Origin of the sequence: Ensifer sp. 22460 (assembly GCF_052044935.1) — a bacterium.
Taxonomy (GTDB): Bacteria; Pseudomonadota; Alphaproteobacteria; order Rhizobiales; family Rhizobiaceae; genus Ensifer.
The window spans coordinates 18,835-41,694 of record NZ_JBQENZ010000023.1; the positions used below are offsets into that span (position 1 = coordinate 18,835).

Below are 22,860 nucleotides of genomic sequence, written 5' to 3' on the forward strand. Positions count from 1 at the left end.
AACCACGATCGCGAAACGCAAAAGCCCCTGGATCCGATCCAGGGGCTCTCAGAGCGCCGTGCGTTCATATGAACGCACAAAGGACGCTCTGGCACTTGGTTATAGAGCATCCGGCCTCAAGTGCTTCCGCTTGAGGACGGATGCTCCAGTGCCGCGAATAGCGGAAGTCGTTTCGCTTACTGCTCGCTCTTCTTGATGCCGTTGGCAAAGAACTGCGAGTTCAGACCATTCACCGGGTAGCCGGTCACGGCCGAGCTCGAAACGACGATCTGTGGATAGAGGTAGAGCCAGTTGCTGGCAGCATCCTCGGCGATGATCGTGTTGGCTTGCTTGAGCTTGGCGGTCTGCTCGTCGGTGTTGGCGGCGGCTTCCGAGGCCTTGATCAGGTCGACGACCTTGGGGTTGTTGTAACCCCAGTAGAAGTCCGGATTGCCGTAAAAGACGATATCGCGGTGGTTGACGTGCTCCTGCAGCGTCGCCTGGAAATCATGTGCCTTGTAGACCTTCGTGTACCACTCGTTGGCGGTGATCACGTTGATCTCGACCTTGATGTTGACCTTGGCGAGTTCGCTCTGGATGAACTGCGCGACGATCGGATGCGGATCGTAGTTCGGCGTGTCGAGCTTGAACGTGAAGCCATCGGCAAAGCCCGCTTCCTTCAGCAGCGCCTTGGCACTTTCGACGTCATAGGCGTCGACGGCGGTCAGATCCACGTACCACGGATCCGTCGGCGGCACGAAAGAGCCGATCAGCGTGCCGTATTCGCCCCAGATCGAGGTCAGCAGCTTCTTGTCGTCGATCGCGCGTGCAATCGCCTTGCGAACCTTCACATTGTCGAAGGGGGCGACGCGATCGTTGAAGGCAAGCAGTTCCTTTGTGGTCGACTGGCCTGCCGTGACGGTGAAGTCGGGATTGTCCTTGAACTGGGCGATCGAATCCGGGCTCTGGACGCTGGTGATGATGTCGACGGCGCCGGTCAGAAGCGCATTGTTGAGCGCGGTCGCATCGGTGAAGTACTGGAAGACGACTTCGCTGTTGGTGGGAGCGGTGCCCCAGTATTTGTCGTTGCGGGTCAGCGCCAGCGACGAGCCGCGGCGCCATTCGTCGAGGCGATAGGGGCCGGTGCCGTCTTCGCTCGCGTTCAGGTCCTTCGCCGCGTCGTTGACGATCCAGACATAGCTCAGATTGTAGGGAAGCGAGATCGAGCGCGCCGACAGCTTGACGACGACCGTCTGATCATCGGGGGTCTCGATCGCGCTGATCGTCGCGAGACTCTTCTTGCGCGAACTCTTGGATTGCTCGGCGGTCACGCGCTCGATGCTGTACTTCACGTCGGCTGCGGTGAGCGGATCGCCGGAATGGAAGGTAACGCCGGGGCGAAGCTTGAAGGTATGGGTAAGGCCATCTTCGCTGACGCTCTGCTCGGCAACGAGACCCGGCTGCACGTCACCGGCATCAGTCAACGTAAACAGCGCCTCGTAGACATTGCCGTTGAAGGCTTCGTTGATACCCTGGCCGGCGCCGGCGGTGTTATCGAGGTTCTGCGGCTCATAGAGCGAGCCGATCGTGATCGAGGCGTTGGGGTCAAACTTGGCGTCCTCGGCGAAGACGGCTGTGCTCATCGACAGAGCGAGCGCCAGTGTGGCGGCAGCCAGAGTTGCCCCTCGTGCGCGGCGGGCTTGCCCCGCGGTCTTGCTAAAGCCGATGATAGTGCCAGTCATGTCCCAAACTCCTGCATTGTGCCTGTCACGCGGATCGCGTCGTCACCCGAATGTACGCACCGGATGATTGCGATGCATCATACTTATTCCCTAGTAATTTAGTGGGAAAATTGGTTTCTTTTGTCCCTCGAAGTTGAAAATTGTACCCGCGGCCGTGGCGGATGGGGCATACGCGTATTTCGGCCTTCCGTCGTCCGGCGCACTATCGAGATATATCAGGGAACCTTCACGGACCTGCTTGGTCCGGCGAATTGGCGCCGCCCCCAAACTCTGATTCTTGAACGGTCTTCTCCATAAGCTTGATGCAGGATTGCCGGCTTGAAATAAGGGGGCGTCGATTGTTATTCACGACCATGTTCCCTCGAAAATTGCAAAATGAAACGAGTCGACAAAAGGATTCGACACCCAGGAGATTCTGATATATCGCATGATTAATCGTTTAATCACGCGATAGCGGAAACCACTGATTTGGCGCGTTCCGGACCAAAACTGACGAGGATTGCCAGAACGCTCGGCGTGTCCGCGGCCACGGTTTCGAACGCGCTCTCCGGCAAGGGCCGCGTGTCGGTCGAAATGGTGGAAAAGATCCGCGCGACCGCTGCAGAGCTCGGTTATGTGCCGAGCCAGGCGGGGAGGGCGCTGCGCACCGGACGCACCGGTGTTCTCGGCCTCGTTCTTCCCGATATTGCCAATCCGCTCTTCCCGCAGATCGCCCAGGCGATCGAGCTTGCTGCCTCGTCGGCCGGCTACGGCGTGCTGATCGCGGACTCGCGCGGTGACGTCTCGACCCAGACCAAGGCGATCGAGCGGCTAATCGACCGCGATGTCGACGGCCTGGTGATTGTGCCGCGGCGCGGCACTCGCATTGCCGATGTCGGTTGTCCCGTCGCCGTCATCGATACCCCCTCGACACCCGGCAATACGGTTGCCGCCGACCATTGGGGCGGCGGCCAGCAGATCGCCGCGCATCTGAAGGCGCTCGGTCACCGCCGTGTGCTGATCATCGGCAACAACCCCGCCTCCAATGTGCAGAACGACCGCGCCGGCGGTATCCGTTCGGTCTTCGGCGAGGGCTGTCACACAGATACGCTCTGGATCGAGCCACTGGAAAGAGTTTCCGGCAAGGGCTGTCCGCTCGGGCTCGCCGAAAAGGTGGCGGAGGGTTACACCGCCTTTGCCTGCATTTCCGATCTCCATGCACTCAGGGCGCTGACCGAACTGCAGCGCGCCGGCATCAAAGTGCCGGAGAAGGCGAGTGTCACCGGTTTCGACGACCTGATCTGGTCGCCGGTCATCACGCCGGCACTGACCACGGCCCGCATGGACATGACCGAGATTGCCGCGATTGCCGTTGCCGCGCTCGTCAAGGCGATACGCGAGCGCGATCCGTTCGATCCCCAGATCGGCGCACCGGTCACGGCCGAGAAGTCGAAAGTGCCGATGCATCTCATCGTCAGGCAATCGGCCGCCGCACCGCCCGTGCTTCAACCCGTTCATACCACTGCCACCGCAGCCACATCCGTCACCGAAGGAGGACACCAGCCATGAAGAAATTCCTGCTTGCCTCGAGCGCGCTCTTGCTCGTCGCCCCTGCCGCGTCTGCTCAGGAAAAGACGCTCACAATTTCCGTCTACGGCTTTGCCCAGGACGCATTCAAGGAGCTGGTCTATACGCCGTTTGAACAGAAGTGCGGATGCAAGCTGGTGGTCGAAACCGGCAACAGCGTCGAGCGCCTGGCAAAGATGGAAGCCAACAAGGCAAGCCCGGTTGTCGACATGGCTGTGGTTTCGATGGCCGACGCGCTCTCGGCTTCGCGTGCTGACCTGATCGAAAAGATCGACACCTCGAAGCTCCAGAACTTCAACAAGCTCTACGACCTCGCCAAGGATCCGAACGGCGACGGCATGAGCGTCGGCTACACCTTCTACGCAACCTCGATCGTTTATCGCTCGGACAAGATGGAAGTGAACTCCTGGGCCGATCTTCTCGACGAGAAGAACGCCAGCCACGTCGCCTTCCCGAACGTCACCACCAACCAGGGCCCGCCGGCGCTCTACATGGTCGGCGAAGCCATCGGCAAGAACACGCCGGATCTCAAGGAGGCGATCGCCGCCGTCGGCGCCAAGAAGGACGAGATCGTCACCTTCTACGTCAAGTCTTCGCAGCTCGTGCAGTTGATGCAGCAGGAAGAGATCTGGGCCGCACCGATCGGCCGCTTCTCCTGGGAAGGCTTCACCAAGCTCGGCCTGCCGATCAAGTGGGCAACGCCGAAGGAAGGCCAGACCGGTGGCATGAACGTCATGGTTCTGACGAAGGGTGGCAAGAACCAGGATCTCGCGCTTGAGTTCATGGACTTCTGGCTCTCGACCGAAATCCAGACGGCGCTTGCCGAAAAGCTCGTCGACAGCCCGGCCAACAAGGACGTCAAGGTTTCGCCGGAGATCGCCGAAAATCTCACCTACGGCGAAGAGACGGTGAAGAACCTGAAGCTGATCCCGTCGGCCGTCGCCCTCGACAACCGCGAAGCGTGGCTGTCGGAGTGGAATGCGCAGGTCGGCCAGTAAGCCAAACGACTAGAACTCCACCGGCCGGCCCTGTCGGCTGGTGGACGCTGCGCGCCTGCGACGGGTAGGCCGTGCCAACGAATGCCTTGAAAGGAAGAAGGATGTTCCAGAACCGCGCCGAAGCCCTGGCGCTCGCTCTGCCCGCAGCGGTCTTTGCGGCGATCGTCTTTCTGGCGCCGGTGGTGATCCTGCTGGCGGAAGGCTTTCGCAGCGCCGACAGTTGGTCGCTCTCCGCCTATACGACCTTCTTTTCCGATCCGCTGAACCGCACGGTTTTCCTGCGCACGTTCCGGCTCGGCCTGATGGTCACCGCCGTCTCGGCGGTCATCGGCTACGCTGCAGCATTTGCCATCGTCAATCTTTCGCCGCGCAGCAAGGGACAGATGATCGGCCTCGTCGTACTGCCGCTGATGATCTCGTCGGTCGCCCGCACCTATGCCTGGATTGTCATCCTCGGCCGCACCGGCATCGTCAATCAGGCGCTGCAGCTCGTCGGCCTTTCGGACGAGCCGATCCGCTTCCTCTTCACTGAGACAGCCGTGTTCATCGGCCTGCTGCAGCTATTCCTGCCGCTGATGATCCTGTCGCTGATCAGCGCGCTTGAAAACATGCCGAAGGATGCGATCCCCGCCGCACGCGTTCTCGGCGCCAACTGGTTCCAGGTGTTCTTTAAGGTGATTCTGCCGCTCACCAAGGAGGGCCTGGTGATCGGCGGAACACTGGTCTTCACCGGTTCGCTCACCGCCTACATCACGCCGGCGATCCTCGGCGGCTCCAAGGTGCTGATGCTCGAAACGCTGCTCTACCAGCGTGTCACCGTTGCCAATGATTTCGTCTCGGCCAGCGTCATAGCCTTCATCCTGATCGTCATGAGCTTTGCCGCCAATCTGCTCTTGAAACGGCTCGCCACCGCGAGGAACAAGCGATGACCCCTCGTATTTTTTCGCCCGTCGTCCTGTTTTTGGTGATCGGCTTCCTGATCGGGCCGTTCTTCATCATTGTTGCTGCGTCGCTTTCCGGCGGCGAGACGCTGGCCTTCCCGCCGCAGGGTTTCTCGCTGCAGTGGGTCGCCAAGGTCTTCACGGTCGAGAGCTTCCGCGAGAGCTTCGCGATCTCGATGCTTTTGGCGATTGGCGGCACCGCCGCAGCGCTTGTGCTTGGTGTCCCCGCCTCCTATGCTCTTTCGCGCTACAAGCTGCCCTTCGGCGAAACCATCCGCACGATCGTGTCGCTGCCGATCATCGTGCCGGGCATCATCGTCGGCCTGGCGCTGCTGCGCTACATCGTCGTGCCGTTCGGCATCAACATCACGTTGACCCTCTTCCTCGCACATACCGCGCTGGTGCTCCCCTATGCGGTGCGGGTGGTCTCGGCGAGCCTCAACAACCTGCGCTCCGATATCGAGGAGGCGGCGGTATTGCTCGGCTCTTCGCGCGCCGGCGCTTTCTTCCGGGTGGTGATGCCGAACATCCGCAGCGGCATTCTTGCCGCCTTCATTCTCGGCTTCGTCACGAGCTTCAACCAGGTGCCGGTGTCGCTTTTCCTTTCCGGCCCCGGCGTGCGCACGCTGCCGATCGACATGCTCTCCTACATGGAGATCACCTACGATCCATCGGTCGCCGCTCTCTCCGCGCTGCTCGCCTTCATGTCCATCGGCATCGTCTTCCTTGCCGAACGCTTCCTGGGATTCTCACGCTATGTCTGACGCCGCCTTCCTCAGCCTCGAAAAACTCACGCTCGCCTATGGCGACACCGTTGCGGTAAAGGATCTCGACCTGTCGATCCGCAAGGGCGAACTGGTGGCGTTCCTCGGGCCCTCGGGTTGCGGCAAGACGACGACGATGCGCTCGATCGCCGGCCTCTTGTCGCCCGCTTCCGGCGCGATCAGGCTCGACGGCGCCGATATCACTCGCGTGTCCGCCAACAAGCGCTCCGTCGGTCTTGTCTTCCAGTCCTATGCGCTGTTCCCGCACCTAACCGTGTTCGAGAACGTCGCTTTCGGCCTGCGTCTGAAGAAGCTGCCGGCGACCGAAATCGAGAGCAAGGTAACGACCGGCCTGAAGTCGGTCGGCCTTTCAAAGTTCTCTGCCCGCAAGCCGGGGGAACTCTCCGGCGGCCAACAACAGCGCGTGGCGCTGGCACGCTCGATGGTCATGGAGCCGAAGGTGCTTTTGCTCGACGAGCCGCTGTCGAACCTCGACGCCCGCCTGCGTCTCGAGATGCGCACGGAGCTGCAGCGGGTGCAAAAAGAAACCGGCGTGACGATGATCTTCGTCACCCACGACCAGGGCGAAGCGCTGTCGCTCGCCGACCGCATCGTCGTGATGCTGAACGGCGCGATCGAGCAGATCGGCACGCCCGAGGATATCTACAACCGCCCGCTCTCGCATTTCGTTGCCGATTTCGTCGGTTTCGAGAACATCTTTGCCGTCGAGGGCGGCAAGCTTAAGGCCGGCAACGGCCCGATCGAACTTTCCGGATCCCTGCCGCCTGACACGGCAGGGCTTGCGTGGCGTCCGCGCATGGTGACCCTGGGCTCAGGTCCTTTCCAGGGCACCGTGCGCGGAGCCTCTTTCTCCGGCAGCACACGGGAGTATCTGCTCGATACGCTGCTCGGCGCCATCAAGGCGGAAGAAGATGCTGCGTGGGCAGCGCGTGAAACCGGTTCTACGATCGCCTTCGACCTGCCGGTTGAAAAGGCTGCGCGCCTGAAGAAGTTCGGTTGACGTCAGATGGGTGTCTGGATCGATACGGACATGGGGTTCGACGACATTGCCGCGGTGCTCGTCGTCCTTCATGCCGGTGAAGAAATCGACGGTGTTTCCCTCGTCTTCGGCAACACGCCGATCGATCAGGTGAAACGCAACGCCGCCGGTGCCGCGCTTGCCTTCGGCTGGGAGTTCCCCATCCATGAAGGGCGGGCCCTGCCGGTGCTCGGCAAGCTCGAGACCGCCGAACGCATCCTTGGCGAAGCCGGCATGCCGACCGCCGGGCTGACGCTGCCGGATGCCGAGCCGTTGCCGCCAGGCGATGCCTTTGCAGCACTTTGTGCCTGGCTGGATCAGCAAGGGCCGAAGCGCATCCTGGCGCTCGGGCCGCTCACCAACCTTGCGGCCCTTTGCCTTGCCCGCCCGGATCTTGCGGCGCGCATCACCGATCTCACCTGGATGGGGGGCGGCGTCACTAGCGGCAACCACACGGCGTCCGCGGAATTCAACGCCTTCGCCGATCCGGAAGCGCTCGCCATCGTTCTCGCGCACGGTTTGCCGCTGCGCATGGTCGACCTCGATCTCTGCCGCAAGGTCTTCGCCTATCCGGATGACGTCGCGCCGATCCGCTCTGCGGGTGGCGCGAATGCGGCGCTGATCGCCGATCTGCTTGCCGGATACATCTCGATCGGCACCAGCCGTGGCCGGCCGGGCATGGCGATCTATGACCCTTCAGCCGCCGTCGCTTTCGTCAATCTCGGCGCTGTCGCGTTCCGCAAGGCGCGCATTGATGTCGAGCTCGGCGGATCGCTCACCCGTGGGCGCACCGTCGTCGAAACGCGCGAAAGCCATGCGATCTTCAATGCCGAATACGCTGTCGACGCCCTTGTGGAGACGACGCGTGCGCAGATTCTGGGCGCCCTGATGAAGGAGGCTCAAAAGTGAGTTTTGTAGAGCAGCCTCAAGACTTGATGGATACGGCGCTCCGTACCCGCGCTGTGGCCGCGGCGCGTGGAGGCGAACCGTTCGACATGCTGATTGTTGGCGGTACGCTGGTCGACGTGGTGACGGGTGAACTCCGCCCGGCAGATGTCGGTGTTGTTGGGCCGCTAATCGCGAGCGTTCATGCGCCGGGGGTACGCAAGGATGCCGCGACCATCATCGACGCGACCGGTGCCTTTGTTTCTCCCGGCCTGATCGACACCCATATGCATGTCGAAAGCTCGATGGTGACGCCGGCGACCTATGCCAACGCGGTGTTGCCGCGCGGCGTGACGACAATCGTCTGGGATCCGCACGAGTTCGGCAATGTCAACGGCATTGCCGGCGTGCGCTGGGCTACGGATTCCATTGCCGGGCTGCCCTTGCGCACGGTGCTTTTGGCGCCGTCCAGCGTGCCCTCCGCACCCGGCCTGGAGGTCGCCGGCGCAGATTTCGACGCCGATGTGATTGCCGACATCCTGAGTTGGCCGGAAATCGGCGGCGTCGCCGAAATGATGAACATGCGCGGCGTCATCGACGGCGAAGCGCGGATCAGCGCAATCGTTCAAGCCGGGCTTGCCGCCGGCAAGCCGGTCAACGGCCATGCGCGGGGTCTCGCCGGCGCCGACCTCCAGGCTTTCGTCACTGCGGGCGTCAGTTCCGACCACGAGCTCGTTTCGGGTGACGATCTGATGGCCAAGCTGAGAGCCGGTCTGTCGATCGAATTGCGCGGGTCGCACGACCATCTGCTGCCGGAATTCGTCAATACCCTCAATGCTCTCGGCCATCTTCCTCAGACGGTGACGCTCTGCACCGACGATGTCTTTCCCGACGATCTCGATCGCTCGGGCGGACTCGACGATGTGGTGCGGCGGCTGGTGCGCTACGGGCTGAAACCTGAATGGGCGCTTCGCGCTGCGACGCTGAACGCCGCCACCCGTCTCGGTCGTCCTGACCTTGGCCTCGTTGCCTCCGGGCGGCGGGCGGATATCGTGATCTTCGAAAATCTTCATGGCTTTCGCGCCCGTACGGTAATCGCCGGCGGCAAGCAGGTGGCCCGGGCGGGGGAGATGATCGACGCCGTGCCGAAGGCCGACGTCGAGGCGCTTGCCGGTACGATGAAGATCGAGCCATTGCGCGAGACGGACTTCGCCATTCCCGCAACCGGTTCGAAGGTGCGTGTCGCCACGATCGACCGACCGCGTTTCACTCAATGGGACGAGGTTGTAGCCGAGGTCGAGAATGGCTTCGTCGTTCCGCCGCAGGGCGCGACGCTGATTGCCGTTGCTCACCGCCATGGCCGCGCCGACAGCAAGCCGCGCGTCGGCCTGCTGACCGGCTGGGGAGAGTGGCGCGGCGCCTTCGCGACCACCGTTTCCCACGACAGCCACAACCTCACGGTTTTCGGAGGCAATGCCCATGACATGATGGTGGCGGCCAATGCCGTCATCGCGGCCGGCGGCGGCATGGCGGTCGCATCCGCAGGCAAGATCGATGCCATCCTGCCTTTGCCGTTGTGCGGCCTGGTCTCCGATTCGCCTTTGGCCAATGTGTCATCCGGCTTTGCCGCGCTGCGTGATGCTGTCGGACGGATCGTTGATTGGCAGCCGCCCTATCTCGTCTTCAAGGCTTGTTTCGGAGCGACGCTTGCCTGCAACGCGGGCCCGCACCAGACCGATCGCGGCATTGCCGACGTGTTGACGGGAAAGATTCTCGAAAACCCGGTGCTCGAAGTGATCTGACAGGTCGAGCGGGGCGACGCTTGCCGCCCTGCCTGTGTTTGCGCTCACCGGGAAAGGCTAGCGCAGTGGCTGCTGGATATCCAAGGCGGTTGCGAGAAAGCCCGCGATCACCTCTGCCGTGTTCCGGTGAATGGTCGCTCTGTCTCGACCGCCACCATCGTCGCACACCACCCCATCACCCGGCGTTTCCGCCTCGATCAATGCTCTGGCGCCGGGCTTGCATAATTGCATGAAGGTGAAATGCGCCGCATCTGCGATCTCGAGATAGCGCGACGTACCCTGCGGCAGATGGCTTGCGGGCGCCAACCTCCACGCCGGCACCGACGACGAGCACCGGGATATGCACTGCCGCAAGACTTGCCGGCGTAAATCCGCGTGATCGAGAGAAACGACCACTTTGAACGCGTTGGCCGGTCAGTTGTCGGCCGAAGTACTCAGTTCTTGCTCCACCAATGTCGTCCAGAAGGTGACACCGGGGCCGATCGCTGCGTCGTTGAAGTCATAGGCCGTATTATGATGAAGAGCGCCATCGACGGCGGGGCCGTTGCCGAGCCAGACGTAGCAGCCGGGGGCTTCTAGTCCGAAGAAGGCGAAATCGTCGCCGGCGGTTGAAGGCGGAAACTGTGTGCGGGTTTTTTCTCCGAAGACGGCGCGGGCAGCCGAAAGCGCGCGTTCGCTTGCGTCGGCGTCATTGACGACCGGCGGAATGCGACGTTCGAACTCATAGTCTACCTTGATACCGTACATCTCGGCCGTACCGCGTGCCAGCCGGCCGATCTCCTCCTCGAGTTGATTGCGCACATGAGGTGTGTAGGCGCGAGCCGTGCCGCCGATCTCGACCGTATCAGGGATGACATTGAGCGCCTTCGGGTCGCCGGCGCGCACCGAACAGGCGCTGACGACGGCCGGCTGCAAGGGATCGACGACGCGGCCGACGATCGATTGCAGCGAGGCGAGGAAGGTGCCGGCAGCGGTCACTGGATCGCGACCGAGATGCGGTTTGGCGCCGTGGGTGCCGACGCCGCGGAAGGTCAGCCGCCAGCTGTCGGACGAGGCAAGCTGGGGGCCGGCAACGACGGCCATCTCGTCCGGATCAAGGCCGGGCATGTTGTGCAGGCCATAAACGGCGTCGCAGGGAAAAAGTTTGAACAGCCCGTCCTCGACCATGCGCTTTGCGCCGCCGCGTCCTTCTTCCGCAGGCTGGAAGATGAAATGCACGGTGCCGGAGAAATTGCGGGTCTTTGCCAGATGGCGGGCGGCGCCGAGCAGCATCGCGGTGTGGCCATCATGGCCGCAGGCATGCATCTTGCCGGCTTCGCGGGACTTGTAGGGACGGTCGGCGATTTCAGGCATGGCGAGTGCGTCCATGTCGGCACGAAGACCGATCGAGCGCGTGCCGTTGCCCACCTGCAGGGTGCCGACGACGCCGGTTTTTCCAAGGCCGCGGTGTACTTTTAGTCCAGCTTCCTCGAGCCATTTGGCAACGAGGTCGCTGGTGCGCTCCTCCTCGAAGCCGAGTTCCGGATGAGCATGCAGATCGCGACGGAAGTCGGTGAGAAAGGCGAGGTCGTCAGCAATTCCGTCTGGCAGGCGCATCTTCTGGCATTCCCGTGGTTCATCTGGCGAAGGGCTTGTGAATTCCGCGCGCTTTGCTCGCTGCGCGGTGCCCTTTCGGTTTGATCGAAGTCGCAAACGGTATAGACGAAAACCACCGGGATCAGAACAGCGAACCGGCTTTTTTGGTCGCCTTTCAATCCGGGCGAAATGCGCAGACGAGGACGGTACCGATGCAGCCTCACGACTTCTGGCAGGAGGTCTACCCGCCGAAAAGTTTCGACATTCAGGTGGGTTATCGCGATTTCTTCCCGGCAACGCTCGGCGATGGCCGCCAGATATTGCTGCCGGTCCGTCCGCTCTCGGATGGCAGGCACGCGCTCGCCTCGCTGATCGTCAACCAGGCGAGCTTTGCGGTCGAAGATGCGCTGGCAACCGAACTAGCGGCAAAGCTTGCCGCCTTCGAGCCCGAAGTCGTTGCCGGTCTCCCGACATTGGGCCTGACGCTTGCTTCTGCCGTTGCGCGCAAACTCGGCCATAGCCGCTACGTGCCGCTCGGTACTTCAAGAAAATTCTGGTACGTCGACGACCTGTCGGTGCCGCTGTCCTCGATCACAACGCCGGACCAGAAGAAGCGGCTCTATGTCGACCCACGCATGCTGCCGTTGCTTGAAGGGCGGCGCGTAGCGCTGGTCGACGACGTCATTTCGAGTGGTACATCTATCCTTGCGGGCCTAACGCTGATGAACACCTGCGGCATCGAGCCGGTCGCGATCGGCGCCGCCATGCTGCAGACCGAGCGCTGGCGGCAGCCGCTAGCCAATCTAGCGCCGAGTTGGCCCGAGCGCGTCGTCGGCGTGTTCCAAACGCCGATGCTTCAGCGTGATGAATACGGCAGTTGGCACGCCGCCTGAATTCCTTTGCGTCGTGCGTCGGCCGCGATAGGTTTTGCGACAAAGCGTCACGAAAGGAATTCCATGCGATTTACTAATCCAATCCCTTTCGTCCGAGACATCAGCCGATCCAAGGAATTCTACGAGGAAAGGCTTGGCCTTACGGTGCTGGAGGACTTCGGAAATTTCGTCCTCTTCGAAGGCGGTTTCGCCATCCACGAAGGACGATCGCTGCAACAAACGGTCTGGCGAGAAGAACTGGCTTCGGCGGAACCCTACGGGCGGCGAAACTTGCTGCTCTACTTCGAGCACGAGGATGTCGACGCGGTCTTTGAACGCATCGCGCCGCATATGGAGTGTCAGGCATGGGGCCAGCGCGTGTTCCGCTTCTACGATCCGGACGGACATGCGATCGAAATCGGGGAGCCGCTGGACTTCGGATCCTCGAGCAAGGGAGAAGCCTAGCTTTCTTGATTGGATACTTCAGCTCGGAAGGCACCTCCACACCGTAGAAGCGCCTTCGATCTCCTGGCCCCGAACCACGCCCTGGGGCCGAAGTGCTACTTTGTCATTGCGCTACTTCACCGGCCGGACCTGATAGTAAACCGTCGACTTCGCGCCAGTTGCCTTGGCGATCGTATAGACGTCGTACGACGCCTGCGGGTCGTTGCCCATGCCGAGCGAGCCTGAAGGCATGCCGGGCACGGCGATCCCGGCGATATCGGGCCGCTCAGAGAGAAGCTTGCGGACCGCCTCCAGCGGCACATGCCCCTCGATGACATAGCCGTCGATGACGGCGGTATGGCAGCCTTCCACGTCGGCCGGCACCGCGAAGAGGGTCTTGATCACCGACATGTCGGCCTCGTCGTGCACCTCGACCTTGTAGCCGGCTGCCTCCATCGCCTCGGCCCATTGCTCGCAGCAGCCGCATTGCGGATCCTTGTAGATGGCCATGGTGCCTGCCGCAGCCGCGGCGGCTGTCGCAAAGAGGGTGATGCCTGCGATTGCGCCTACAACGAAATGTCTGCGTAACACGTCCATTGGACGCTCCTTTCCGGTTCTGCCTGACTATAGCATCGTGACGGCCCGGGCGGCGTGATTTCGACCCGGGCCGTTTGTCGCAGCTTACTTGACTTCGGTCACGGTCAGCTTGCCGTTGACCCGGTCGGCGACGAATTCGATCGACGCACCCTCCCTGAGCTTGGCGAGCAGGGCGTCGTCGCCGACGCGAAACACCATGGTCATGGCCGGCATCTCGAGGTTTTTCAGATCCTCGTGGTCGATCGTCACCTTTTTGGCCTTGGTGTCGATCTTCTTGACGACGCCCTTGGTGAACTCCGCCGCCTGGGCGGGAAGCGCGAACGGGACGGCGGTGACAGCGAGCGCAAGCGTTGCGAAGAGGGTACCTATAGTCTTCATGGTTTCATCCTTTGCTGTGATCGGGGAGTTACTTCTTCACGACGTCGAGCGGGCCATGCATGCCGGCGTCGTAGTGGCCGGGCACCAGGCAGGCGAACTCGAAGGTGCCGTCATTGGTGAAGGTCCAGTAGATGTCGCCGAACTTGCCCGGCTCGAGCCGGATCGCGTTCGGATCGTCGTGCTCCATATCCGGGAACTTCTCCATGGTGACCTTGTGCTCCTGGATCGTCGCCTTGTCGTCTAGGACGAATTCATGCGCGAGCTCGCCGGCGTTCTTGATCGCGAAGTGGACCGTCTGGCCCTGGCGGACTTTGATGATCGCCGGCGTGAAGATCATCTTGCCATCGTCGGTTTCCTTCATGGTGACGCGGATCGTCTGCGTCGACTTGTTCTTGTCGCCGGGCTCGCCGACGGAAACCTTGTCGTGGCCGCCGGCATGGCTGCCGCTGGCAAGCGCCTGGGAGGAAAGGGCAGAGGCGGCAACGAGCGCCAGAGCGAATGCTGTTTTCTTCATCGTATGTTTCCTGGTGGATTTGAGAGAGTTCATAACAATCAGTCGTGTCGTCATGGTTTGGGCGTGATCACGGTCTTGGCATCCTTTGCCCGCGTCGCTTCCGGCAGTTCGCCGGTCCACTCCCAGGCCTGCGTTCCTGGTGGGTTCTCGTACCAACCGGGATCGCTGTAATCGCCGGCGGAGATGCCTTCGCGCACCTTCACCACCGAGAACATACCGCCCATCTCCAGAGCACCGTGCGGACCCCAGCCCGTCATCATCGGGATCGTGTTGTCGGGGAGCGGCATTTCCATTTCGCCCATGTCGGCCATGCCGGCGGTTCCCATTGGCATGTAGTCGGGCTTGACCTTGCGGATCTTCGCCGCGACCGATTCTTTGTCGGCGCCGATGACGGTCGGGATATCGTGGCCCATCGCATTCATCGTGTGATGCGACTTGTGGCAATGGATCGCCCAGTCACCCTCATATTTGGCGTCGAACTCGTAGGCGCGCATGGCGCCGACGGGAATGTCGATCGTCACCTCCGGCCAGCGCGCCTCTGGTCTGACCCAGCCGCCATCGGTGCAGGTTACCTCGAAGTCGTAGCCGTGCATGTGAATCGGATGGTTGGTCATCGTGAGGTTTCCGACCCGCACCCGCACCCGGTCGTTCTTGGACACGACCAGCGGGTCGATGTCCGGAAAGATCCGGCTGTTCCAGCACCACATGTTGAAGTCGGTCATTTCCATGATGCGCGGAACGTAGGTGCCGGGATCGATGTCGTAGGCATTGAGCAGGAACACGAAGTCGCGGTCGACGCGCATGAAGTCCGGGTCCTTCGGATGCACCACGAAGAAGCCCATCATGCCCATGGCCATCTGCACCATCTCGTCGGCGTGCGGGTGGTACATGAAGGTACCCGACTTCACGAGGTCGAACTCGTAGACGTAGGTCTTGCCCGAGGGGATGTGCGGCTGCGACAGGCCGCCCACGCCATCCATGCCCGAAGGCAGGATCATGCCGTGCCAGTGAATGGTGGTGTGTTCCGGCAGCTTGTTGGTGACGAAGATCCTGACGCGGTCGCCTTCCACCGCCTCGATCGTCGGGCCCGGCGATTGGCCGTTGTAACCCCAGAGATAGGCGGTCATGCCGTCGGCCATTTCGCGTTCGACCGGCTCGGCGACGAGGTGGAACTCCTTGACGCCGTTGTTCATGCGGTGTGGCAGGGTCCAGCCGTTGAGGGTGGCGACCGGGTTGTAGTCGGGTCCACTCGTCGGCACCAGCGGCTTCTGCGTCTTGGCGTTGTCCATGCTTGCCGCTTCGGGCAGGCTGGAGTTGGAGGTCTGCGCCCAGGCGGCGGTCGAAACGAGAGCCGCGCCGGCACCGAGGAAGTGTCTTCTGTTGAACATCTTCTGCAATCCTTCTTAGTGTCCTGCGCCGCTGGCTTCGGCCGCTGCCGGTGCCGCCGCTGCTTCGGCCGATCCACCGGATCCGCCGCCGTTGATCGCCGTCACCAGGTCGGCATCGGCCAGCCAGAAATCACGCTTCGCGTTAACGGAAAGCACGGTCGAATTGACCTTGGCCCTGACGTCGGCGAGCAGTTCGAAGGTGCTGGTGATCATGCCGTTGTAGCTGAGCGTCGTTTCCTCCTCGATCTTGGTGCGCAGCGGCACGACGTTGTTGCGATAGTGCCGGGCGATCTCGTGGCGCGAGCGATAGGCTTCATAGGCTGAGCGCGCTTCCGAGCGGATGTTGACCGCCTTTTCCGCAAGCAGGTTTGCCGAGCGCATGTGGGCGAGCTCGGCCTTGCGCATGCGCGCGCTGCCGCTGTCGAAGATCGGGATGACGAATTCGAGCTCGAACTGGCCCGTCGTCTCGACCTTGGTGCCGTGATCCTCTTGCTCCCGCTCCGCTTCCGCACCAGCGACGAGTTCCAGATCGGTGACAAGGCGGGTCGCCTCGGTCAGCTTGTAAGATTTCGCCACCGCTTCCAGATCGAGGCGGGCGATCTGGAGATCGACGCGGCGTTTCAGCGCTTCCGCTTCGATGCTGTCCTTGCGGGCGAGCGCCTTCGGCAGGTCCGGCAGACGGTTCGGGACCTGATAGTCCACATCGGCGCCCCACAGACCCATCAGCCGCGTGAGGTTTTCCTTGGCAAGCCGTGCGGAAAGCCGCGCCTCGGCCGCCTGTCCGGCAAGTTCCGCATTGAAGACATGCTCGCGCGCCTGGTTGCCCTTGCCCATGGCACCGGTCTCACCGAGCTTTGCGGCGAGTTCGGAGGAGGCATCCGCCGCCGCCTGAGCCTGGTTGAGCTGTCCGACGGTTTCCCATGCGGCGACCGCTTCGATCCAGGCGCGGCGGGTTTCGGCGGCCAGCTGCAGGGTGCTGAGAGCCGCTGAAAGCTGCGCCTGGCGGAACCTTGCGTCAGCAATGGCGATGGTCTTGTCGCGCGTCAGGAGCGCCAGGATGTTGGTGGTGACCAGGCCCTCGATCGCGCGATAGGCTTCGAGTTCCGGCGCGCCGATCCCGGTCGTTCCGATCGATACCGTCGGATTGAGGAACAAAGTCGCCTGCCAGGCGTCCGCCGAGGCATCGCCAAGATCGGCGTAGGCCGCTTGAAGACCCTTGTTGTTGAGAAGCGCGATCTGGACGGCGGTATCGGCGTCGATCGTCTTGCGCTTCAACAGCGCCTTGACCTCGGCATTGACCTTGTCGGCCTGCGCGCGGTTCTGGATCCAGACGCTTTTCTTGGCCGCGGCGGTAGAGACCTTGGCATCCACGGTCGCAAAGCCGGCGACCTTGGTCGAATATTCGGCATTGGTTGCGCAGCCGGCGAGTACGAGCGGCAGGCCGACCGCCGCCGCGAGATTGAAACTGCGGAGCCTCATGACGCGTCTTCCTTGGCGGTCGACTGTGCGTCGTTGAGTGGGCCCCAGGGCTTCGGACCTGTCGGCTCGCGGTGCGTGTAGCCCGAGATGGGGCTCCGGTATTGCATGCCGCGAAGTTCGCTTGCGCTGTCAGCGGGATCGCCAAGGCCTGAGACCTCGGCAGGCAAGGTGGCAGCGCATCCGCCCAGGATCATGGGCAGGAGCGCCATGGAAAGCAATCGTTTCATGGTCAAACCTGAAATGTGAATGGCAGAGGTCGGCGACCGACCGGCAGTGGTCCGGGCGGGCCTCATCGCTGACCGTGCTATGGTGCCTAGCGTTTCAGTTGACGCGCAAAAGGCGGCCACAGCGCTTTGCTCTGCTGCGTGGTTTTGCTCTTCAATCGGCGACGATCAAAGGCAACATGCAGCAGCGGTCACGGCTTCACAAAGTCAGGCTTTTGGAGGGCGATGCAGCCCGTCAAGCTCGCCGGGCGCGAGTTGCGACTGTGGCCTGAAGGGGAGGGTCGAACGCAGGACGACAGGGTGGTTACTGCCGGTATCGGCAAGAACGGCCACAGCGGCGCAGAAGGTCTTGCAGCAATCCTTCTTGTCGGCCTTGCCGCTTTCCTGGGTCGGCTTCACCTTGCCCTTGTCGAGGCTCGGGCAATGCTCGGCCGCTGCTTGGATCGGGTTGTCTGAGGACACCTCGATCTGCATCGAGCCGTGCGCGGCCGCGTGCGTCATGCCGGATGCGGTGGAATAGGGCAGCAGGGCAAGCGACATCGCAATCGCCAGCTTCAACACAATCAGCAAACGCAGATATGTGGTTCGCACCTTTTCCATGATCGATCCGTAGAAACGCTGCCGATTCCTGTCAATGCCGCGTGCGCTGCGCAACGTCACGAATGCGTGAGAGTTTGCCAGGCGCATGGAGCCACGTCATCCGTGACGCCGGTTGCGAACCGGATCGATGCCGCCGGCACCGAAACGGGCCGGCTCGGCCTGCTTCGCCGGAGCGTTCCCGGCATCGGCCAGATCGTCGAGGATGGGACAGTCCGGGCGCCCGTCGCCATGACAATGGGCGGCGAGATGCTTGAGCGTCCGGCTCATCGCTTTCAGCTCCTCGGCCTTGCGCTCCAGGATCTCAACATGTTCGAGCGCGATCTTTTTGACTTCGCCGCTTGCCCGCGACCGGTCGCGCCAGAGCGCCAAAAGATCGGTCATCTGCTCGACGGTGAAGCCGAGATCGCGCGACCGGCGGATGAAGCGCAGCGTATGGACGTCGTTGTCTCCGTAGTTGCGGTAGCCCGACCCGCTGCGATCTGCCGGTGGAATGAGGCCGATGGTCTCGTAATAGCGGATCATTTTCGTCGAGACGCCGGAGGCGCGTGAGGCTTCGCCGATGTTCATGATTTCATCCTTGTTAACGCGTTGCGGCCATTCCCTGCGAATATAAGGGCTCTCCCGGGCCTCTGCCATGCCGACGCGAGGCGGGGAGAATGCCGAACCTAGGCAGCCCGTGCCGCGGCCACCGGGCGAAATGCTCTCAACCGCAAGGCGTTGCCGAGCACGAAGACGCTCGATAGCGCCATGGCGCCGGCCGCAAAGATCGGCGACAGCAGCAGACCATAGGCCGGGTAGAGCGCGCCGGCGGCAACCGGGATCAGCACCGCATTATAGGCGAAGGCCCAGAACAGGTTCTCCTTGATGTTGCGGATCGTCGCCTTGGACAGTGCGATCGCGTTCGGAACACCGAGAAGGTCGCCGGACATCAGCACCACGTCGGCGCTTTCGATGGCGACGTCCGTACCGGTGCCGATCGCAAGCCCGACATCGGCTTCGGCCAGCGCTGGCGCGTCATTGATGCCGTCGCCGACAAAGGCGACCGCGCGTCCGCCTTGCTTCAGCTTCTTCAGCGCTGCGACCTTGCCGTCGGGAAGGACCTCGGCGATGACCTCGTCGATGCCGAGCTTGGCGGCGATGGCGTCTGCGGCGCGGCGGTTGTCGCCGGTGATCATCGCGACCTTCAGGCCGAGATCGTGCAGCATACGGATCGCCTGCGGCGTCGTTTCCTTGATCGGGTCGGCAACGGCGATGATCGCCGCGAGCTGGCCGTCGATCGCTGCATAGAGTGGGCTCTTGCCTTCCGAGCCGAGGCGGGCCGCCTGCTCGGCGAAAGCGGAAACGTCGAGCTTCAGCTGCGCCATCAGCCGGTCTGCGCCGACATGGACGGTGCGGNCCGAAGCCGGGGATGGCCTCGAACTTTGCCGGTTCAGATATCGACAGGCCTTTTGCCTTAGCCGCCTGGACGATTGCCTCGGCGATCGGGTGCTCGGAGCGGGTTTCGACGGCGGCGACCAGTGCCAAAACGGTGTCACGATCGAAGCTTGCGGCGGTTTCAAGGTCGGTGAGCTCCGGCCGTCCCTTGGTCAAGGTACCGGTCTTGTCGACGGCGATGACGGCGGCATTGCGCAGCGTCTGCAGTGCCTCGCCCTTGCGGAAGAGCACGCCCATTTCGGCGGCGCGGCCGGTGCCGACCATGATGGAGGTCGGGGTGGCGAGGCCCATGGCGCAGGGGCAGGCGATAATCAGAACTGCGACGCCGTTGACCAGAGCGAAGGTCAGGGCCGGATCGGGGCCGAAGACCAGCCAGATGACGAAGGTCAAAAACGCAATGGCGATGACGGCGGGCACGAACCAGGCGGTGACGCGGTCGACCAACGATTGGATCGGCAGCTTCGCGCCCTGGGCCTGCTCGACCATGCGGATGATCTGCGCCAGCACCGTGTCGGCGCCGACCTTGGTTGCACGGAAGGTGAAGGAGCCGGTCTTGTTGATCGTGCCGCCGACCACCTCGCTGCCGGCGGTCTTTTCGACTGGAACCGGTTCGCCCGTGATCATCGATTCGTCGACATAGGAGTTGCCGTCGATGACGCTGCCGTCGACCGGTACCCGGTCGCCCGGGCGTACGAGTACGGTGTCGCCGGTGGTGACGTCGGAAAGCGAGACTTCGATCGTCTCGCCGTTACGGACGACGCGGGCGGTCTTTGCCTGCAGGCCCACCAGATGCTTGATCGCTTCTGATGTCCGGCCTTTGGCGCGCGCTTCGAGCAAGCGGCCGAGCAGGATCAGGGTGATGATGACGGCCGCCGCCTCGTAGTAGACGTTGGCAGTGCCGTCAGGCACCAGGTCCGGTGCAAAGGTTGCTACGACCGAATAGATCCAGGCGGCGGACGTGCCGATCGCGACCAGCGAATTCATGTCCGGCGCCAGGCGGAAAAGGGCGGGAACGCCCTTTTGGTAGAAGCGCAGGCCTGGGCCGAAGAGCACCAGCGTCGTCAGCACGAACTGCAGATACCAGCTTTCCTGCATGCCGATATTGTTCATGACAAAGTCATGCACGGCCGGGATGAGGTGCGAGCCCATCTCGAGCACGAAGATCGGCAGCGTCAGGACGCCGGCGATCAGCAGGGAGCGTGCGAGGTTGCGGGTCTCCTGTTCACGCTTCTCGCCCTCGCGGTCGACGCTTTCGTCACCGGTGATGTGCTTGGCAGCATAGCCGGCAACGCGGACCGCCTCTTCGAGCGCCGCGGCCGTGGCGATGCCCTTCGTCACGCGGACCGACGCGCGCTCGGTCGCCAGGTTGACATTGGCCTCCGTGACGCCCGGCACGGTCTTCAGCGCCTTCTCGATGCGCGCGACGCAGGAGGCGCAGGTCATGCCTTCGATGGTGAGTTCGATCGTATCTTCGGCGGCGCCGTACCCTGCATTTTCGATCGCCTTGACGATGTCGGCGGGCTTGGTGCTGGCATCGAAGCGAACATCGGCGCGTTCCGTTGCGAGGTTGACCGAGGCTTCGGTGACACCGGGTACGGCGCGGATCGCCTTTTCAACGCGGGAGACGCAGGACGCACACGTCATGCCCTCGACGGGTATGCTCGCACTCAGCGCGGCGGCGGAAATCGCTTCAAGATTGTTCGTTCTAATGGGGGTCACAGATCCCATGATCGTGCTCCTTTCGTTGTCTTTTGTCACAAGATGGAGCTTCCAACGATGGGAAGGTCAAGGGCGCTGCCGAACTTTCTGTGCGATGAAGTGAGATGATGGGCCAAAACTAATTTGAAGCGGCGCCAAAAAACACACGACACAAACCCAAAAAATCTTGGTGTTTCCGTTCGCCATTCCGACCTCGCGGGCCGCCGCTGGGTGCAAGGGCGCTAGTAAGACTTCGGGGTAAGAGAGGGATGGATCCCAGAGCGCTTCTTCGCTTGGGGCTGGGAGCGCGCTCTGGGATCACTAGCGCAAACGGTGGTTGGGCCAATGCCAGTTGATGCTTCAGTACCATGGCGGCGGAACGTAGATTCGGCAATGCAACTAGGACCTTTGTCACTCTACTTCAGACCAAAGCCCAGGTTGAATCGTCCTGCCGTCTCATTCCTTCCCATCGACGATAATCCGAAGGATCCGGATCATATCGGCCGCGTCGAGGAGCGCGGCTTTCACGTGGTCATCGGTTCGCCTTTCGATGCCCACCGCGGTGGTCTGCGGATCGATCACAGGATCGGCTGCTATGCGGCTCGGAGGGATTCCGACTTGGGCGAGCATCTGCCGCATGGTGACCACGGCACGCTCGATCAGCCGGCGCTTTTCCAGGGCGGTACCGCCCCGCCTGGCGCTCGGCAATTAGGCTTGCTTTGAGGGTGGCCAGATCGCGGGCCGATGCTCAAAGCAGAACCGATCACGTTCTGGGCTAAAAGGATTGCATAAGGCATCGTCATGAACTCTGATGGCGAAATTGGTTCGGGTCGCTTCCGCTGTGTTCAATGGAAGTCCCGATGCGGGCGCTTTTCTCGCACCTTCGAGAAGGAACCGTCTTGGCAATGCTTCAGACGTCCTACCCTAGGGAGCCAGCAACAGCTTGCCGGTGGTCCCCCGGTTTTCCAAGTCGGCATGCGCACGGGCGGCATCAGAAAGCGGGTAGGTTCCGCCGACGTGCAGCTTGAGAGACCCATCCTCAATCCACCGGAACAGTTGTCTGCTACGGGCGCGAAGAAGGTCCGGAGTGCTGATGTGATCGAAAAATGTCGCGTAACCGATCTTGATGCTCTTCGGCAGGCTCATGATGTCGAGCGGCCCCGGACCGCCAAGCACCGGTCCGTACCAGCAGAACGTGCCGGAGCGACGAAGCGCGGCGAGCGACCCCTGAAACGTCTTGGGGCCTGAACCGTCATAAACAACGCTTACACCTTGTCCGCCTGTGAGATGCAATACCTCATCGGCGAAGGCTCCCTCCATGTCGACGATAACGTGGCTCGCGCCAACTGCCTTTGCGATTTCAACCTTGTCGGTGGACGAAACGCGTCCAATCACCGTTCCGCCCCTCAGCCGGATGATCTGTGTCAGAAGCAAGCCGACACCACCGGCCGCCGCATGGACGAGCGCGGTGTCTCCAGGCTGGACCGAGTAGAAATCGGTGGCGAAGTGGCTCGCAGTCAGTCCTTGCATCATGACGGAGGCCGCCGTCTGGTCATCAACCGTGCCGGGAAGTCGTACGAGCGCGTCCGCTGAAATCAGGACGTGCGAAGCGTAGCTTCCAGGCGCGTAAACCCAGGCGACCCGGTCTCCGATGGCGAAATCACCTACCCCATCGCCAAGCGCAACGATGCGTCCCGCACCTTCGACGCCGAGGACTTTCGGGTTCGGCCTGTCTGTCCATGCCATACCCTCGCGTACTCCGATATCCATGAAGTTCACGCCTGCTGCGGCGACTTCGACCACCACATGGCCCGGTGTGGCGACCGGGTCGGGAAGATCGACAAATTCCATCACATCGGTGCCACCGATTCCATTCATAACCACGGCTTTCATGGTCTTCCTTTCTTGACTAATCATTCCAGAAATGAGCAAAAAATTTTG

The 22,860-nt window shown here is 62.2% G+C and carries 22 protein-coding genes and 1 pseudogene; 9 read left to right on the top strand and 14 right to left on the bottom strand.

Features of this window, described 5'->3' with window-relative positions; genetic code table 11:
• Positions 1-176: 176 nt before the first annotated feature.
• The gene (locus ACTJKM_RS25015; protein WP_156436993.1) at positions 177-1,622 is read right to left on the bottom strand and encodes an ABC transporter substrate-binding protein; all 1,446 of its coding nucleotides are present in this window, start codon (positions 1,620-1,622) and stop codon (positions 177-179) included.
• A 567-nt stretch (positions 1,623-2,189) separates the two neighbouring features.
• Between ACTJKM_RS25015 and ACTJKM_RS25020 the strand changes: the two genes are divergently transcribed.
• The 7 genes from ACTJKM_RS25020 (at position 2,190) to ACTJKM_RS25050 (ending at position 9,716) form a co-directional block, all read left to right on the top strand.
• Complete coding sequence (locus ACTJKM_RS25020) at positions 2,190-3,269, top strand: LacI family DNA-binding transcriptional regulator (RefSeq protein WP_113512587.1); 1,080 nt, start codon at positions 2,190-2,192, stop codon at positions 3,267-3,269.
• On the top strand, positions 3,266-4,285 hold the full coding sequence (locus ACTJKM_RS25025) for an ABC transporter substrate-binding protein (RefSeq protein ID WP_058328883.1): 1,020 nt from the start codon (positions 3,266-3,268) through the stop codon (positions 4,283-4,285). Before ACTJKM_RS25020 ends, ACTJKM_RS25025 begins: the two co-directional genes overlap by 4 nt.
• 101 nt (positions 4,286-4,386) lie before the next feature.
• On the top strand, positions 4,387-5,214 hold the full coding sequence (locus tag ACTJKM_RS25030) for an ABC transporter permease (protein WP_113512585.1): 828 nt from the start codon (positions 4,387-4,389) through the stop codon (positions 5,212-5,214).
• Complete coding sequence (locus ACTJKM_RS25035; protein ID WP_058328881.1) at positions 5,211-5,990, top strand: ABC transporter permease; 780 nt, start codon at positions 5,211-5,213, stop codon at positions 5,988-5,990. Before ACTJKM_RS25030 ends, ACTJKM_RS25035 begins: the two co-directional genes overlap by 4 nt.
• Positions 5,983-7,011 carry an ABC transporter ATP-binding protein gene (locus tag ACTJKM_RS25040; protein WP_113512583.1) on the top strand — a complete coding sequence of 343 codons (1,029 nt, stop codon included), beginning with the start codon at positions 5,983-5,985 and terminating at the stop codon, positions 7,009-7,011. The genes ACTJKM_RS25035 and ACTJKM_RS25040 overlap by 8 nt, the downstream gene beginning before the upstream one ends.
• Positions 7,012-7,017: 6 nt before the next feature.
• On the top strand, positions 7,018-7,938 hold the full coding sequence (locus tag ACTJKM_RS25045; RefSeq protein WP_113512581.1) for a nucleoside hydrolase: 921 nt from the start codon (positions 7,018-7,020) through the stop codon (positions 7,936-7,938).
• A 26-nt stretch (positions 7,939-7,964) separates the two neighbouring features.
• On the top strand, positions 7,965-9,716 hold the full coding sequence (locus tag ACTJKM_RS25050) for an adenine deaminase (protein WP_440661234.1): 1,752 nt from the start codon (positions 7,965-7,967) through the stop codon (positions 9,714-9,716).
• Positions 9,717-9,773: 57 nt separating this feature from the next.
• Here ACTJKM_RS25050 and ACTJKM_RS25055 read toward each other — a convergent pair whose 3' ends face one another.
• Both ACTJKM_RS25055 and ACTJKM_RS25060 read right to left on the bottom strand, forming a co-directional pair.
• Positions 9,774-10,022 (bottom strand): hypothetical protein, encoded by a 249-nt coding sequence (locus ACTJKM_RS25055; protein ID WP_058328877.1) that lies wholly within the window; start codon positions 10,020-10,022, stop codon positions 9,774-9,776.
• A 108-nt stretch (positions 10,023-10,130) separates the two neighbouring features.
• Positions 10,131-11,312, bottom strand: a complete 1,182-nt coding sequence (locus ACTJKM_RS25060) for a M20 aminoacylase family protein (protein ID WP_058328876.1) — start codon at positions 11,310-11,312, stop codon at positions 10,131-10,133.
• 191 nt (positions 11,313-11,503) lie between these two features.
• Between ACTJKM_RS25060 and ACTJKM_RS25065 the strand changes: the two genes are divergently transcribed.
• Positions 11,504-12,184 carry a phosphoribosyltransferase gene (locus ACTJKM_RS25065; protein WP_058328902.1) on the top strand — a complete coding sequence of 227 codons (681 nt, stop codon included), beginning with the start codon at positions 11,504-11,506 and terminating at the stop codon, positions 12,182-12,184.
• 63 nt (positions 12,185-12,247) lie between these two features.
• Positions 12,248-12,628: a VOC family protein gene (locus tag ACTJKM_RS25070; protein ID WP_440661178.1), complete on the top strand. Its 381-nt coding sequence runs from the start codon at positions 12,248-12,250 to the stop codon at positions 12,626-12,628.
• Between the two features lie 111 nt (positions 12,629-12,739).
• Here ACTJKM_RS25070 and ACTJKM_RS25075 read toward each other — a convergent pair whose 3' ends face one another.
• From ACTJKM_RS25075 to ACTJKM_RS25125, 11 genes and pseudogenes are all read right to left on the bottom strand, one after another.
• Positions 12,740-13,198, bottom strand: coding sequence for a DUF411 domain-containing protein (locus ACTJKM_RS25075; RefSeq protein WP_440661236.1), 459 nt, complete (start codon positions 13,196-13,198; stop codon positions 12,740-12,742).
• Positions 13,199-13,288: 90 nt separating this feature from the next.
• The gene (locus ACTJKM_RS25080) at positions 13,289-13,582 is read right to left on the bottom strand and encodes a copper-binding protein (protein ID WP_058328874.1); all 294 of its coding nucleotides are present in this window, start codon (positions 13,580-13,582) and stop codon (positions 13,289-13,291) included.
• A gap of 28 nt (positions 13,583-13,610) precedes the next feature.
• The gene (locus tag ACTJKM_RS25085; protein WP_058328873.1) at positions 13,611-14,096 is read right to left on the bottom strand and encodes a cupredoxin domain-containing protein; all 486 of its coding nucleotides are present in this window, start codon (positions 14,094-14,096) and stop codon (positions 13,611-13,613) included.
• Positions 14,097-14,146: 50 nt separating this feature from the next.
• The gene (locus tag ACTJKM_RS25090; RefSeq protein WP_113512569.1) at positions 14,147-15,484 is read right to left on the bottom strand and encodes a copper oxidase; all 1,338 of its coding nucleotides are present in this window, start codon (positions 15,482-15,484) and stop codon (positions 14,147-14,149) included.
• Between the two features lie 15 nt (positions 15,485-15,499).
• Positions 15,500-16,963 carry a TolC family protein gene (locus ACTJKM_RS25095; protein ID WP_440661181.1) on the bottom strand — a complete coding sequence of 488 codons (1,464 nt, stop codon included), beginning with the start codon at positions 16,961-16,963 and terminating at the stop codon, positions 15,500-15,502.
• Entirely contained in the window at positions 16,960-17,190 is a 231-nt protein-coding gene (locus tag ACTJKM_RS25100; protein ID WP_058328870.1) for a hypothetical protein, read from the bottom strand. Before ACTJKM_RS25100 ends, ACTJKM_RS25095 begins: the two co-directional genes overlap by 4 nt.
• Before the next feature lie 204 nt (positions 17,191-17,394).
• Entirely contained in the window at positions 17,395-17,787 is a 393-nt protein-coding gene (locus tag ACTJKM_RS25105; protein ID WP_156436989.1) for a hypothetical protein, read from the bottom strand.
• A gap of 96 nt (positions 17,788-17,883) precedes the next feature.
• A complete protein-coding gene (gene cueR / locus ACTJKM_RS25110; protein WP_058328868.1) occupies positions 17,884-18,354 on the bottom strand; it encodes a Cu(I)-responsive transcriptional regulator in 471 nt (156 codons plus the stop codon).
• Between the two features lie 98 nt (positions 18,355-18,452).
• Positions 18,453-20,865, bottom strand: a pseudogene (locus tag ACTJKM_RS25115) (heavy metal translocating P-type ATPase).
• A gap of 510 nt (positions 20,866-21,375) precedes the next feature.
• Positions 21,376-21,627 carry a hypothetical protein gene (locus tag ACTJKM_RS25120; protein WP_113512563.1) on the bottom strand — a complete coding sequence of 84 codons (252 nt, stop codon included), beginning with the start codon at positions 21,625-21,627 and terminating at the stop codon, positions 21,376-21,378.
• A 216-nt stretch (positions 21,628-21,843) separates the two neighbouring features.
• Positions 21,844-22,812: a quinone oxidoreductase family protein gene (locus ACTJKM_RS25125; RefSeq protein ID WP_440661238.1), complete on the bottom strand. Its 969-nt coding sequence runs from the start codon at positions 22,810-22,812 to the stop codon at positions 21,844-21,846.
• Between the last annotated feature and the right edge of the window lie 48 nt (positions 22,813-22,860).

Excerpts from the sequence above, each read along its gene's own strand:
- ACTJKM_RS25015 (WP_156436993.1), bottom strand. The coding sequence starts at position 1,622 with ATGAGCACAGCCGTCTTCGCCGAGGACGCCAAGTTTGACCCCAACGCC.
- ACTJKM_RS25025 (WP_058328883.1), top strand. The coding sequence starts at position 3,266 with ATGAAGAAATTCCTGCTTGCCTCGAGCGCGCTCTTGCTCGTCGCCCCT.
- ACTJKM_RS25030 (WP_113512585.1), top strand. The coding sequence starts at position 4,387 with ATGTTCCAGAACCGCGCCGAAGCCCTGGCGCTCGCTCTGCCCGCAGCG.
- ACTJKM_RS25035 (WP_058328881.1), top strand. The coding sequence starts at position 5,211 with ATGACCCCTCGTATTTTTTCGCCCGTCGTCCTGTTTTTGGTGATCGGC.
- ACTJKM_RS25040 (WP_113512583.1), top strand. The coding sequence starts at position 5,983 with ATGTCTGACGCCGCCTTCCTCAGCCTCGAAAAACTCACGCTCGCCTAT.
- ACTJKM_RS25045 (WP_113512581.1), top strand. The coding sequence starts at position 7,018 with ATGGGTGTCTGGATCGATACGGACATGGGGTTCGACGACATTGCCGCG.
- ACTJKM_RS25050 (WP_440661234.1), top strand. The coding sequence starts at position 7,965 with ATGGATACGGCGCTCCGTACCCGCGCTGTGGCCGCGGCGCGTGGAGGC.
- ACTJKM_RS25060 (WP_058328876.1), bottom strand. The coding sequence starts at position 11,312 with ATGCGCCTGCCAGACGGAATTGCTGACGACCTCGCCTTTCTCACCGAC.
- ACTJKM_RS25065 (WP_058328902.1), top strand. The coding sequence starts at position 11,504 with ATGCAGCCTCACGACTTCTGGCAGGAGGTCTACCCGCCGAAAAGTTTC.
- ACTJKM_RS25070 (WP_440661178.1), top strand. The coding sequence starts at position 12,248 with ATGCGATTTACTAATCCAATCCCTTTCGTCCGAGACATCAGCCGATCC.
- ACTJKM_RS25080 (WP_058328874.1), bottom strand. The coding sequence starts at position 13,582 with ATGAAGACTATAGGTACCCTCTTCGCAACGCTTGCGCTCGCTGTCACC.
- ACTJKM_RS25085 (WP_058328873.1), bottom strand. The coding sequence starts at position 14,096 with ATGAAGAAAACAGCATTCGCTCTGGCGCTCGTTGCCGCCTCTGCCCTT.
- ACTJKM_RS25090 (WP_113512569.1), bottom strand. The coding sequence starts at position 15,484 with ATGTTCAACAGAAGACACTTCCTCGGTGCCGGCGCGGCTCTCGTTTCG.
- ACTJKM_RS25095 (WP_440661181.1), bottom strand. The coding sequence starts at position 16,963 with ATGAGGCTCCGCAGTTTCAATCTCGCGGCGGCGGTCGGCCTGCCGCTC.
- ACTJKM_RS25100 (WP_058328870.1), bottom strand. The coding sequence starts at position 17,190 with ATGAAACGATTGCTTTCCATGGCGCTCCTGCCCATGATCCTGGGCGGA.
- ACTJKM_RS25105 (WP_156436989.1), bottom strand. The coding sequence starts at position 17,787 with ATGGAAAAGGTGCGAACCACATATCTGCGTTTGCTGATTGTGTTGAAG.
- cueR (WP_058328868.1), bottom strand. The coding sequence starts at position 18,354 with ATGAACATCGGCGAAGCCTCACGCGCCTCCGGCGTCTCGACGAAAATG.
- ACTJKM_RS25125 (WP_440661238.1), bottom strand. The coding sequence starts at position 22,812 with ATGAAAGCCGTGGTTATGAATGGAATCGGTGGCACCGATGTGATGGAA.